This window comes from Buttiauxella izardii, assembly GCF_003601925.1.
GTDB classification, from domain to species: domain Bacteria; phylum Pseudomonadota; class Gammaproteobacteria; order Enterobacterales; family Enterobacteriaceae; genus Buttiauxella; species Buttiauxella izardii.
The window spans coordinates 1-12,944 of the sequence record NZ_QZWH01000006.1; the positions used below are offsets into that span (position 1 = coordinate 1).

13 protein-coding genes and 1 pseudogene are annotated in these 12,944 nt (G+C 51.5%); 5 read left to right on the top strand and 9 right to left on the bottom strand.

Annotation, left to right across the window (positions count from 1 at the left end; genetic code table 11):
* From D6029_RS03035 to mdtH, 8 genes are all read right to left on the bottom strand, one after another.
* The coding region (locus D6029_RS03035; RefSeq protein WP_147365216.1) for a helix-turn-helix domain-containing protein at window positions 1-324 on the bottom strand (324 nt) is incomplete at its 3' end.
* A gap of 102 nt (window positions 325-426) precedes the next feature.
* Window positions 427-1,551 (bottom strand): N-methyl-L-tryptophan oxidase, encoded by a 1,125-nt coding sequence (gene solA, locus D6029_RS03040; RefSeq protein ID WP_120063355.1) that lies wholly within the window; start codon window positions 1,549-1,551, stop codon window positions 427-429.
* Between the two features lie 144 nt (window positions 1,552-1,695).
* Window positions 1,696-1,950, bottom strand: a complete 255-nt coding sequence (bssS, locus tag D6029_RS03045; RefSeq protein WP_120063356.1) for a biofilm formation regulator BssS — start codon at window positions 1,948-1,950, stop codon at window positions 1,696-1,698.
* 354 nt (window positions 1,951-2,304) lie between these two features.
* Window positions 2,305-2,550 (bottom strand): DNA damage-inducible protein I, encoded by a 246-nt coding sequence (gene dinI, locus D6029_RS03050; protein WP_120063357.1) that lies wholly within the window; start codon window positions 2,548-2,550, stop codon window positions 2,305-2,307.
* A 199-nt stretch (window positions 2,551-2,749) separates the two neighbouring features.
* Entirely contained in the window at window positions 2,750-3,796 is a 1,047-nt protein-coding gene (pyrC, locus tag D6029_RS03055; RefSeq protein ID WP_120063358.1) for a dihydroorotase, read from the bottom strand.
* Between the two features lie 136 nt (window positions 3,797-3,932).
* A complete protein-coding gene (locus D6029_RS03060) occupies window positions 3,933-4,493 on the bottom strand; it encodes a lipoprotein (RefSeq protein WP_120063359.1) in 561 nt (186 codons plus the stop codon).
* A 169-nt stretch (window positions 4,494-4,662) separates the two neighbouring features.
* Entirely contained in the window at window positions 4,663-5,310 is a 648-nt protein-coding gene (grxB, locus tag D6029_RS03065; RefSeq protein ID WP_120063360.1) for a glutaredoxin 2, read from the bottom strand.
* Between the two features lie 75 nt (window positions 5,311-5,385).
* Complete coding sequence (mdtH, locus tag D6029_RS03070) at window positions 5,386-6,594, bottom strand: multidrug efflux MFS transporter MdtH (protein ID WP_120063361.1); 1,209 nt, start codon at window positions 6,592-6,594, stop codon at window positions 5,386-5,388.
* A 242-nt stretch (window positions 6,595-6,836) separates the two neighbouring features.
* On the opposite strand from mdtH, the gene rimJ reads away from it, so the two are divergent.
* The 5 genes from rimJ to D6029_RS03100 all read left to right on the top strand — a co-directional run bounded on the left by rimJ (window position 6,837) and on the right by D6029_RS03100 (window position 11,306).
* Window positions 6,837-7,421, top strand: a complete 585-nt coding sequence (gene rimJ / locus D6029_RS03080) for a ribosomal protein S5-alanine N-acetyltransferase (protein WP_115629602.1) — start codon at window positions 6,837-6,839, stop codon at window positions 7,419-7,421.
* 9 nt (window positions 7,422-7,430) lie between these two features.
* Window positions 7,431-8,081, top strand: coding sequence for a YceH family protein (locus tag D6029_RS03085; RefSeq protein WP_120063363.1), 651 nt, complete (start codon window positions 7,431-7,433; stop codon window positions 8,079-8,081).
* A gap of 3 nt (window positions 8,082-8,084) precedes the next feature.
* Window positions 8,085-9,008: a Gfo/Idh/MocA family protein gene (locus tag D6029_RS03090; RefSeq protein WP_120063364.1), complete on the top strand. Its 924-nt coding sequence runs from the start codon at window positions 8,085-8,087 to the stop codon at window positions 9,006-9,008.
* A gap of 191 nt (window positions 9,009-9,199) precedes the next feature.
* On the top strand, window positions 9,200-10,735 hold the full coding sequence (gene murJ / locus D6029_RS03095) for a murein biosynthesis integral membrane protein MurJ (RefSeq protein WP_120063365.1): 1,536 nt from the start codon (window positions 9,200-9,202) through the stop codon (window positions 10,733-10,735).
* 82 nt (window positions 10,736-10,817) lie between these two features.
* Complete coding sequence (locus D6029_RS03100) at window positions 10,818-11,306, top strand: cold shock domain-containing protein (RefSeq protein WP_120063366.1); 489 nt, start codon at window positions 10,818-10,820, stop codon at window positions 11,304-11,306.
* Between the two features lie 69 nt (window positions 11,307-11,375).
* Here D6029_RS03100 and D6029_RS03105 read toward each other — a convergent pair.
* Window positions 11,376-12,698, bottom strand: a pseudogene (locus D6029_RS03105) (nucleobase:cation symporter-2 family protein); the annotation flags it as partial.
* Window positions 12,699-12,944: the final 246 nt, after the last annotated feature.

Genomic DNA, 12,944 nt, shown 5'->3' on the forward strand with positions numbered 1-12,944 from the left:
GCTGGCGGCCGGCACATCAAATGACGCCTGATGATTAATCAGCCAGGCGCGGATTTTTTTCGGCCCCCAGTCGGGGTGCTGTACGCGCATATCGATGAGCTGCTGAACAATCCCGGCAGGCAGGCGTTCATCATGCGTGAGGCGGGCGCGGGGCTGGTCAAAAAGAGAGGCCGGGTCGTCGGGGTTAAAGCGCTGCAGCCATTTATAACCGGTTTTGCGGCTGATACCGAAGTGGCGGCACAGTTCGGAAACAGGAGCCGTGCCTGCGTGGCAGGCACGGATGAAATCAAGACGTTGCATGGGTCGGGTCTCAGTCCAGGGCATAGTGAGTCTCCTCTGCTATGCCGTTTATAACTGTTACCCATGTGTCCGGTCTAAAGTGTTACCCATGTGTCCGGTTTGTACCGCAGCGTCATCCGACATCACTCAAGACTCGTTAAATCGTGAAAGCGAAAAAGGCGTCAGGTCGAAACTCGACTCTTTGCCGAGCGCAAACTGGCAGGCAATTTCCCCCAACACCGAAGCAAATTTAAAACCGTGTCCGCTTAAGCCGGTGATGACCATCGTGTTGTCATGGCCGAGCAGGGTATCAATAATAAAATCTTCATCTGGCGACATATCGTAAGTGCACGCCGCTCCATGCATACAAACTCCCACGCCGGGCATAATCTGGCGTAAGAAGCTGAACACTTCGCTGCCGTCGGTGGCGATTGCGCCAAACGGTTTACGTTGTTCTGGCTCGCTGATGACTTGCCCACCATCATGTTTGCCGAGTTTTAACTCGTTATCTTCGCCTGCCGGGAAGCCGTAATATTGGCTGCCGTCAGGCAACTCAGCGGTGAAAGCCGGGAAATGATTTTTTTCGCTATAACGCCCATCAGCCTGGTGCCAGCTAAAGATTTTACGCACTGGCGTAACAGGCAGCTCAGGCAGTAGTTTTGTGACCCAGGTTCCGGCACTGACCAGCAGTTTATCCGCAGTAAATGTGCCTTCAGGAGTTTCCACTTCCACGCCATCAGCGGTATGGCGAATATCTGTAACCGGGCAATTAAACAGTTGCCCGCAACCGCCCTGGTTTGCCAGGCGAATATAGGTTTCCACCGCCAGTTCACTGCGTAACACGCCTGAATCTGGCTCAAACAAGCCAAGGTAGTTTTCAGGAACGGTGATTTGCGGCCAACGCGTCATCACTTCTTCAGCCGTGAGTGTTTCGAGCGGCAGCGACCAGTTTTGCGCACTGCTTTGCACCGTAGAGATAAACGCTGAATCTGCCGGGCCGAGATTAATCACGCCTGTGCGGTGGAACACTTTCTCGCCACTGATTTCCTGCAACGCATCCCAAAGTTTTTGCGCACGTAACACCAGCGGGACATATTTTTCCCCTTCGCCATAAGCGTGGCGCATCAGGCGTGTATCGCCATGATGGCTACCTTGCTGGTGGGGAGGATGGTTGCTGTCAATCATGAGCACGTTCAAACCGGAGTGGGTGGCATAGCACCCGGCGGCGGCACCCACAGAGCCACTACCGACAATGATAAGGTCATAATGCATGGTGCTTTTCTTTCCCCTCTGGCTGGCAAAAATTAAATTATATAGCAGAGTAATTAAATCCCCGCTGGCTGACAATTAAGCGAGGCCTGAATAATAAAAAAGGCACCTCTACGGTGCCTTGCGTTATTTGGGCAGCATCGGCAATCAATGCTTACGATAATCGTTTACCTGGTAATCACTAGATTCAATCTTAGCAATGCCGGCTTCTAAAATGGATATAAATTGCCGGGCAACATCCGTGGTCAGCCATAAAGTTTGACCGATTTCAGTTTCGTCGTTCTTTTGCGTACTTGAGGTCAGGTAGTGCAGGCGAAGCATCAGCGCATCGTAGCTATCTACGGTGCTGATGTCCCATCCGACTAAGGGATGGGTCTGGATAACATCACTATTTTTTTCCATCATAACCCCTTTTATACGTGTATTTAAGACAACGGTTCGCGAGGTTTAATGCTTGTTTAATGTGAAGCCAGTTAAGTATATCAATGATTAAGCGATTTCGACGGAGAAATAAATACCCTGCAACACATTTTTCACATAAAGCCGCTTAATTGGGTGATTTTTAAACAGGTCGGGTTAATTAATATCAGTGAAATCTGAGTTATAAGATTAAAAGTGGAAAGATTAAAAGAGTGAAATTTAAACAATAAAAAAGCCGGATGGCGACACCCGGCATAAAAAACAACGAGGGAATTATTTTGGAGATATGAAAGGGATGGCGGCTGAATGAACCATCAGCCCTTTCATAATGAGTTTTTAATCCGCGGCAAACCAGTCGTCAGCGCTTTCCCAGGTCTCTTGCAAAATTTCGCTGATACGATCGCGAGTTTCTTTGCTGGCCCCTAATACCGAAAGGTTGTTAGCGGCGGCATAACGTACCTGAACGTGGCTTTCGTCTTCAGGATAATATTGAGTAATACGGCGTGAGAGTTCAGTGGCAAGCGCATCAACAGCGCCTGGCGGCAGAGATGTAGTTTTGGCAATAGTGACTTCAATACGCATAACAGCCCCCTGTAGAACCCGTCATACTTCAAGTTGCACCTTTGTTGGCTGCGTTCACTCACACGAATCACTTACTTATGTAAGCTCATCGTGATTCGTTCTCTTGCCGCCGTGATGCAACTCGAATTATTTAGGGTTAATAATATACTGGATATTTATACAGTCATGTTCTTAAGTATGCAACAGGGGGCGTGAAAAATTATGCTTTTACAGACCAGTTAACTTGCTCACCGGCAAGGAATGGCACGATGCTGTCGTCGCTGGTTTCGATGATTTCTGGCATTTGTACCGCAGTACGCACCAGTTCGATGGTTTTTTCGTTAACCGGCAAGCCGTAGAAACGTGGGCCGTTGAGCGAGGTAAAGGCTTCAAAGTGCTGCATCGCATTCAATTCTTCGAACACGGTCGCATAAGCGCCCAGTGCGGAAGGGGCGTTAAAGCAGCCTGCGCAGCCACAACTGGCTTCTTTACGATGGCGTGCATGTGGCGCGGAGTCGGTGCCGAGGAACACGCGGTCGCATCCGCTGGCAACCAGCTCACGTAACGCTTCCTGATGAACACTGCGCTTTAAAATCGGCAGGCAGTACAGGTGAGGGCGCACACCGCCAACCAGCATATGATTGCGGTTAAACATCAGGTGTTGTGGAGTGATGGTTGCACCTAACAGCGAGTTTCCTTCCTTCACATATTGCGCGGCATCTTTCGTCGTGATGTGTTCAAACACCACTTTCAGTTCCGGCAATTGCTGGCGCAAAGGTTCCATAACGGTTTCGATAAAACGCGCTTCGCGGTCGAAAATGTCGATGTCCGCATGAGTCACTTCGCCGTGAATAAGCAGCGGCATACCGATTTTTTGCATACGCTCAAGCACCGGTAAAATCGCGGCGGTGCTGGTCACGCCATGGCTTGAGTTGGTGGTCGCATTGGCTGGATAGAGTTTTGCTGCGGTGAACACACCTTCATTGAATCCGCGCTCAACTTCGTTTGGATCAAGTGAGTCGGTCAGGTAGCAGGTCATCAACGGCTCGAAATGATGCCCTTGTGGCACGGCATCCAGAATGCGCTGGCGATAAGCTACGGCGGCTTCAACCGTGGTGACTGGCGGTGCCAGGTTTGGCATCACAATCGCGCGACCATAAATTTCGCTGGTATAAGGCACAACCGTTTTTAACATGTCACCATCACGAAGATGAACATGCCAGTCGTCTGGGCGGCGAATTTTTAATACCTGAGGTAATACGGTCATGAAAGTGCTCCGGCGTAGGAAGGAAATAACGATGATTTATGCCGGGCACTAAGGATAAGCGCAAACGTTTCGCTTTGCACCATTTTCGTTGAGAATTTCATTCGGGGAGCGGGTGTTCTCCCCGAATGAAGCCAGATTACTCGGTGAGAGGAATCACGATTTCGCCAGGTTTAACTTCAATTCCTTTGGCATATCGCTTCGCCAGTTTTTCACCCGCGCTGTTGTCTTCGCTCAACACATAAGCAGGCTGCTGGTTAAAGTAATTACGCAGTGACTGGTTCAGATAAGGAATGATGGTCTGCACAATAGTCTTCATTTTTTCTGGCTCAACGGTGGCGTCCACCACTTCCATTTCCTGCAAATAAATCGCACCTTGCTCTTTATTGAAGGTCGGCAGAGCTTTCAGTTTCAGCTTAATGTTGGCTTTCTGATTACCGAAAAGCGAGGTCATATCCAGACTCGCATCGCCCGTTAGCGTGATTTTGTTCGGCTCTTCGCGGCCAATCGCACTGGCTAAATTTGTCAAAACAATATGAGCATCGGCAACGCCTGGCAGGCCAATGTCTTTAGAGAAATTATTGCGTTTATGCAGCGCCTGGTTGATTTCCTGCTCGCTGACGGTGTATTGCGTTAGCTGGTTACAACCCACCACTAATCCGCTCAGCATCAATGCTGCGGCTAACAATATCTTTTTCATGGAATTCCTTAACATGCGGCTTTGGTCACAGATCCTGACATAAAGCATGATGCTTCACCAGTGCAGGCTGTGCTACAGGAAAAGGCTTAAAGTTGTTCTTTGAACAGAATGATTTTTGATTCGGGAATAGCGACGGGCAACTCACCCGCCGCAGAACGATGAGCCGTTTTTAAATCGCGTGGGATGAAAGCAGATTAATTTGCGTCTGTTTAGCCATGTTATCGCGATAGGCCGCGACCCGGCTTGGCCAGTCAATTCCGGCCACCAGCGTCAAGTTACGCAGCAGCGGGAACAGATGAATATCATCTTCCGACAGCTCGCCGTTAACCGCATTAGGTTGCACAATCAGCTTATCGAGCTTGCGCAAGTCATCGCTGATTTTCTTAATAAGGCCCGGTGAATGCGCGAGATGATCGGCAAACGAACCAATCATCGCCTCTTTCTTATTAGTGAAATAAGCACGCGCCTCAGGCGTGGCAAACTCATCGAATGGCGCTTTGGCAATACGTGGGATCGTCAATTGCTGGACATAACTCTGCACGTGGCGCAGCCAGTCAGCAATAGCGGCGTTGGTGCTGCCAGTGATTAACGGTTCGCCATCGAGTTTATCGACGTAATGCACGATATCCATGCTTTCTGGTAGATAACGGCTATCGTCTTTTTGCAAGATTGGCGCCATTTTCTTGCCAATCATTTTCGTTGGGGTCGCTTCGTCGTCGTTGAGCAGGACAATAAGCTCGATAGGAATGTTCTTTAAGCCAAAAATCATGCGTGCTTTCAGGCAGAACGGGCAGTGATCGTAGATATAAAGCTTCACGTTACTCCTCCATATCAATCTTCGGGAAAAATCCGTCAATTTTTGAGTATGGAGGAGAATACCAGGGGCTGCAAACTAGTTACCCGGTTCAAGCATCGAGGGTTCAACGGGTTTAGCACTGAATTGCCACCACAGCGCGATAAGCGTGATCATGCCGACAATGCTTAACATTACCCATGGAAGTTCCGGCTGGTTAATGCTTTTCCCGGCGTCAAAAAGCCAACCGCCACCGGCGTAACCGAACGCGCCGCCAATCGCTAAACCTAAACGGCTGAATCCCATATAACTGCCGCGCGCACGGGAATCGGCAAGCGATGCGCCCAGTGTTTCACGGGCGGGTTCAGCAATAATTGAGCCGATATAAAACACGCAAATCAGAGTAAACAGTTGCTGGAGATTGTTGGTTAAGCCAATCGGGAACATCGCCAGCGTCATCAGGAACAAACCGGCCATCAGGCGCTGCTCAAGGCGAAAACGTTTTTCGCTCCAGCGGGCAATGGGGTACAGCAATGTTAACGACAGCGCCGCTTCAATGGCGTACATCCACTTCACGGCGGCAGGCGTACCGGCAATTTCGTTGACCATAATTGGTAGCATCAACATCACCTGCACCGCCAGCATGTAATAACCGGCAAGCGTGAGCACGTAGGTGACGAAGCGTTTATCGCGCAGCACGTGGCCCATACCTTCAAGCATCGGGGTGCGAATAGTAGAAAGTTTATAAGCCGGTAGCAGCCAGGCGTTGACCCCGGCGCAAATCACAAACATCACCGCCCCGGCACCACAAACCAGACGGAAATCATATTGCAGCAACCAACTGCCGAGCAGTGCGCCGATGACCGCGCCAGCACTGTCTTGCATCATTAATATCGAGAAGAAACGGCCACGTTGATGAGGGCGCACCAGTTTTACCACCAGCGCCGCACGTGGCGGGTCGAATAACGTGCCGCCGATGGCGGAAATAAAACACGACAGCCACAGAACCCAAGGCTCATGCGCGATGCCCATCAGCGCAAAACCGACGGCGCGCAGTAACATGCCGGTGACGATCATCGGCTTCGCGCCTAGCTTGTCAGCGATAGCGCCACCAAAAATCCCCAGCCCTTGCTGCGTAAGTTGGCGCAGGCCGAGCGCAATACCGACCATCAACGCCGCCCAACCCATCTGGTCGACAAAGCGAATGGAAATAAGAGGGAAAACCACGAAGAAGCCTAATACCACTAACATGTTATCGAGCAATAAGAAGTATTTACCCAGGCTCCTGGCCTGCGCGACCCGTGACATCTCCCCTCCAGGGAACTTTAAAAGTGTGACAAAGTTCTATTCTCTACTGCTCTCAGGGTTTTTCACAGGGTGCCACGCGACAATATTTTTTTATCAATCTGGCGCTTTGATTGAACTCATTAATCGAAAAAAGTATGACCTGATGAAAAATCTGCATGTTGTTGTTTTCCTTCCGCCGCCAGGCGCAGGTATAGTAATTACGAAGGCTCAGAAAAATATGGGATGTGAGGAGTAGGGTGAACATGTTTGGCTACCGCAGTAACCTGCCGAAAGTACGCTTAACCACCGACCGATTAGTCGTGCGTCTGGTGTATGAGCGAGATGCCTGGCGCCTGGCTGATTATTACGCCGAAAACCGCCAGTTCCTGAAACCGTGGGAGCCGATTCGTGACGACAGCCATTGCTACCCATCTGGCTGGCAGGCGCGGCTGGGCATGATCGGTGAAATGCACAAAACGGGTAGCGCCTATTACTTCGCGCTGCTGGATCCAGAAGAAAAAGAAATTCGTGGCGTGGCTAATTTCTCCAACGTGGTGCGCGGCTCTTTTCACGCCTGTTATCTCGGCTACTCGCTGGGCGAGAAATGGCAAGGGCAGGGCATGATGTTTGAAGCGCTGACCACCGCGATTCGTTACATGCAGCGCAGCCAGCATATTCACCGCATCATGGCGAACTATATGCCGCACAACCAGCGCAGCGGCGATCTCCTTGCCCGCCTTGGTTTTGAAAAAGAAGGCTATGCCAAAGAGTATTTACTGATTGATGGCGTCTGGCGCGATCACGTGTTGACCGCGCTGACCACCAAAGAATGGACCCCTGGCCGTTAAGGATAAGAAATGAAATATCAGTTAACTGCGGTTGAAGCGCGCGTGGTCGGTAGCCTGATGGAAAAGCAGGTGACCACGCCCGAACAATATCCGATGTCGGTCAATGGCGTCGTGACGGCATGTAACCAGAAAACCAACCGTGAACCGGTCATGGATCTGAAAGAGCACGACGTTCAGGACACGCTGGATTCCCTGGTCAAACGCCACTTTTTGCGCACGCTTAGCGGCTTTGGCAACCGAGTCACCAAATACGAGCAGCGTTTCTGCAATTCGGAATTTGGCAACCTCAAACTCTCCGCTGCCGAAGTCGCCGTGGTAACAACGCTGCTGCTGCGCGGGGCGCAAACGCCGGGCGAATTACGCACCCGCGCCGCCAGAATGTTTGAGTTCACCGACATGGCGCAGGTTGAAGCGACGCTTGAAACCCTGGCTAATCGCGAAGATGGCCCGTTTGTGGTGCGTTTACCGCGCGAGCCGGGCAAGCGTGAAAGCCGCTACATGCATCTTTTCAGTGGCGAGGTTGATGCTTCCGCATTGGCTGCGCCGCAAAATTCTGCGCCACCGGCAGAAGATTTAACCGCTCGCGTCGAACAGCTTGAAAACGAAGTTGCCGAGCTGAAGCAACGCCTGGATTCACTGCTCGCACATCTCGGGGATTAATTGATGACTAAACTTCGCGTCGGCGTGGTCGGTTTGGGGGGCATTGCGCAAAAAGCGTGGTTGCCGGTATTAACTGAAGCGCGTGACTGGACATTTCAGGGGGCTTTTTCCCCCACTCAGGCGAAAGCGCAAAAGGTTTGCGATGCGTATCGCATTCCTTACGTTTCCTCGATTGCGGAACTGGCCGCGCAGTGTGACGCAGTATTCGTTCATAGCGCCACCAGCAGCCATTACGCCGTGGTCAGCGAATTATTGCAGGCGGGTGTGAATGTTTGTGTTGATAAACCGCTGGCCGAAAATCTTTCTGATGCGGAACGTTTAGTCGAATTGGCGCACCGCCAAAAACGCACCTTGATGGTGGGTTTTAACCGCCGTTTCTCACCGCTGTATCAGGATTTGAAAGCGAAGCTCGTCAATGGCGCATCGTTGCGCATGGATAAACATCGTGCCGACAGCGTTGGGCCAAACGACCTGCGCTTCACTTTGCTGGATGATTATTTGCACGTCGTGGATACCGCGCTTTGGCTGGGCGGGGGCAAAGCACAGCTCGAGAGCGGAACCTTGCAAACCAACGACCAGGGGCAAATGTTGTTTGCTGAGCATCATTTTTCCGCGGGTAATCTGCAAATCACCACCAGCATGCATCGCCGCGCGGGAAGCCAACGCGAGTGGGTGCAAGCGGTGACAGACGGCGGTTTATTTGATGTGACCGATATGCGCGAATGGCGTGAAGAGTGCGGCAATGGCGTGGTAAATCGTCCGATTCCTGGCTGGCAAACCACCCTGGAACAGCGTGGGTTTGCCGGTTGTGCGCGCCATTTCCTTGATTGTGTGGCAAATCAGACGGTTCCTGAAACCTCCGGTGAGCAAGCCCTGATGGCGCAGCGCGTGGTTGAGAAACTGTGGCGCGATGCGATGAGCGAATAACAAAGTAGTAATTCAGCACTGAATCAGTAGACTAAGCGCCGCACCAGGCATAGATAGTTGGTGGATGACGCTTTGCTTAGGCTTTTCGTAGGTCGGATAAGCGAAGCGTCATCCGACATTTATTCGAAGTAATTGCTGTTAACATCAACGCCTGCCTTGCAGGCGTTGATGTTTGTGGAACCACATAATAAATGAATCTTTTAAAATCGCTGGCAGCCGTCAGCTCGATGACGATGTTTTCTCGCGTGCTCGGATTTGCACGTGACGCCATTGTGGCACGAGTTTTCGGGGCAGGAATGGCGACGGATGCCTTCTTTGTTGCCTTCAAATTACCGAACTTACTGCGTCGTATTTTTGCCGAAGGTGCATTCTCGCAAGCCTTTGTCCCAATTCTGGCTGAATACAAAAGTAAGCAGGGCGAAGATGCTACCCGCGTGTTTGTCTCTTACGTCTCCGGGTTACTGACGCTGGCGCTGGCTGTCGTCACCGTGATCGGCATGATTGCCGCGCCGTGGGTGATTCTTGTCACCGCACCGGGATTTGCCGACACCGCCGATAAATTTGCGCTGACCTCCAGCCTGCTGCGCATCACCTTCCCGTATATCTTCCTGATTTCGCTGGCATCGTTGTGCGGCGCGATCCTGAACACCTGGAACCGCTTCTCTGTTCCGGCGTTTGCACCGACCTTTTTAAACCTCAGCATGATCGGTTTTGCGCTGTTTGCCGCACCGCACTTTAACCCGCCAATTCTGGCGCTGGCCTGGGCGGTTACTGTTGGCGGTGTCTTGCAACTGGCGTATCAGCTACCGCATCTGAAAAAGATTGGCATGCTTGTGCTGCCGCGTGTGAATCTCAAAGACGCAGGCGCAATGCGCGTGATTAAGCAGATGGGGCCAGCCATTCTGGGTGTTTCCGTCAGCCAGATTTCATTAATCATCAACACCATTTTTGCCTCGTTCCTCGCGTCCGGTTCGGTTTCCTGGATGTACTACGCAGACCGTTTGATGGAGTTCCCATCCGGCGTGTTGGGCGTGGCGTTAGGCACCATTTTGCTGCCGTCACTGGCGAGAAGTTTTGCCAGCGGCAATCACGACGAATACTCGCGCCTGATGGATTGGGGTTTGCGTTTATGTTTCCTGCTGGCGCTGCCAAGCGCTGTGGCGCTGGGGATTCTGGCAAAACCGCTGACGGTTTCACTGTTCCAGTACGGTAAATTCACGGCGTTTGATGCGGCCATGACGCAACGTGCGCTGGTGGCGTATTCCGTCGGGTTGATGGGGCTGATCGTGGTGAAAGTGTTGGCTCCGGGTTTCTACTCGCGCCAGGACATCAAAACGCCAGTTAAAATTGCTATTGTGACGCTGATTATGACGCAGGTGATGAACCTCGCGTTTATCGGCCCGCTCAAGCATGCCGGGCTGTCGCTGTCGATTGGCCTCGGGGCTTGCCTGAATGCCAGCCTGCTATACTGGCAACTACGTAAACGCGATATTTTCCACCCGCAGCCGGGTTGGGCAGGATTCCTGTGGCGCTTGTTTGCCGGTGTAATTGTGATGGCGGCGGTGCTGGTTGGCATGATGCACATTATGCCTGCATGGGATATCGGCACGATGCCGTTCCGTTTACTGCGCTTAATGGCGGTGGTGGTTGGGGGCATTGCGGCGTATTTCGCCACCCTTACGGTGCTTGGGTTCCGGGTGAAAGATTTCGCCCGCCGAACCATTTAGTAAACGGGCTATGTAGCAAAGGCGTTCTGCATTAAACTGCGCGCTGCAAAATTTGACATATTGAACGATTAATTAGGCGGTAATAGCGATGCACGGAACAATCACAACCTGGTTTGAAGACAAAGGTTTCGGTTTTATCAAAGATGAAAATGGCGACAACCGTTATTTTCATGTGATTAAGGTCGCCAATCCAGATCTGATTAAGAAAGATGCTTCGGTGACTTTCGAGCCAACGACCAACAACAAAGGCCTGTCGGCGTTTGCGGTAAAAGTTGAGCCAGACAGCAAGTACATCTACATCGCGGGCGAGCGCATTAAAATCACCGCGATTAAATCTTTCCTGGTTTACAGCGAAGAAGTCCCGGCTGAAACCAAGATTGATAAAGAGAACGCGGTGCTTTCTGTTGGCGCACTGATGAACAGCATTCGCCCGAAGGCTGACCCTAAACCTGGTGAAATGCGTACGCTGAAAAAGCTGGCAGTCACCACGTTCCAGGGTTCGACGTTAATCTTCTCGGAAGATGAAATTGACGTTGAAGCCACCATGAAAGTCCTTAACGGGCTGAAATAAGCGTGTTGTAAAGCTCAGCCTGGCTGGGCTTTACACCGTTTTCTTCTCGGGAGTTTTATCAACCGCGTTGTAGCCATTAAAGAACAAATTCAAAATCACCGAACTCGCCGTCGCCAGCATGATGCCGCTATGCAGTAACGGCTGCAGCATCGCCGGGAACTGCGAAAAGAAACCATGAGACAGTGTCGGCGTCATGCCCATCCCAAGACTAATGGCGACGATATATAAGTTGTAGCGATTGGTGGTGTAGTTGGCGCGGGCCAGAATCCGAATCCCGGTTGCCAGCACCATTCCGAACATCACAAGCCCCGCACCACCCAATACAAACTGTGGAATTGAAGCCACCAGCACCGCCATTTTTGGCACCATTCCAAACACAATCAGAATGCCCCCAGCGGCGACACAAACCCAGCGGCTATGTACCCGCGTGACGCTAACCAGTCCGACGTTTTGTGAGAATGACGTATGCGGGAAACTGTTAAATAAGCCGCCAATAAACGTGCCAATGCCGTCGACGCGTAAGCCTCGAACAATGTCTTGTTGGGTCAGTTTCACCCCGACAATATCGCCGAGCGCAAGAAACATCCCCATCGATTCAATAAACACAATAATCAGCACGGCGGTGAGCGTCAGAATGGCTACCGGGTCAAAGGTGGGAGTGCCCAGAGCCATTGGCGTGACCACCGCAAACCACTTTGCCTCTCCAAGCCCGGAAAGGCTGACCTCGTTCATCATGTATGCCAGCAAAAAACCAAAAGCAATGCCCAGCAACACCGCTATGTTTGAAAAAAACCCCCTGGCGTAACGGGTGATTAGCAGAATAAAAAGCAACACCGCCGAGGCAATACAAATATAAATAGGATCGCCGTAGCGGGGATTCCCGGCGCCGCCCGCCGCCCAATCAATGCCGACCTGAATGATGCTCAAGCCAATCGACGTAATCACAATTCCGGTCACTAAAGGAGGAAACAGCGGCATCAGTCGGCTCACTAGCGGGGCGAGCAGGGTGGTTATCAGGCCCGCCACCATGGTTGCGCCGAAAATACCGGTCAGCCCTATTTCTGGATTGGAGCCAATCGCAATCATTGGCGTCACGGCAGCAAACGTCACCGACATAATCACCGGCAGTCGGATCCCAATAAATTTGCCAATTCCCAGACATTGAATCAGCGTCACGACGCCACAGCAGAAAAGATCGCAGCTAATCAAAAGCGAAACGACTTCTTTGCTCAGGCCAAGTCGGTCGCCAATCATCAGGGGCACGGCCACCGCACCGGCATACATCACCAGCACGTGTTGCAGGCCTAAAATCAGTAATTTCCCTGGCGGCAGCATTTTGTCGACTTCATTGGATGAGGTATCGGGTGAAATATCCGTAGCACTATTTTCCATGATTTCTTCCCCTGTATGGCGGCGGTTTGGCAATCTCTGTTTTGCCAATCACATAAGCATCAGTGAATGCATGCGTAACTGATGCCAGGTTCTGGAAGAGGGGGAATTTGATTGCATTAGTGTGAAAAACATCACGTAACTGATTGTAATGACTGCGGAGCGCTAAATATTTCCCCTGAGTCATTTTATCAGTTTGATGTTTATCGTCTCAGTTTGATAAGCCAGGCCTCACTTTGCGTAGCCTGG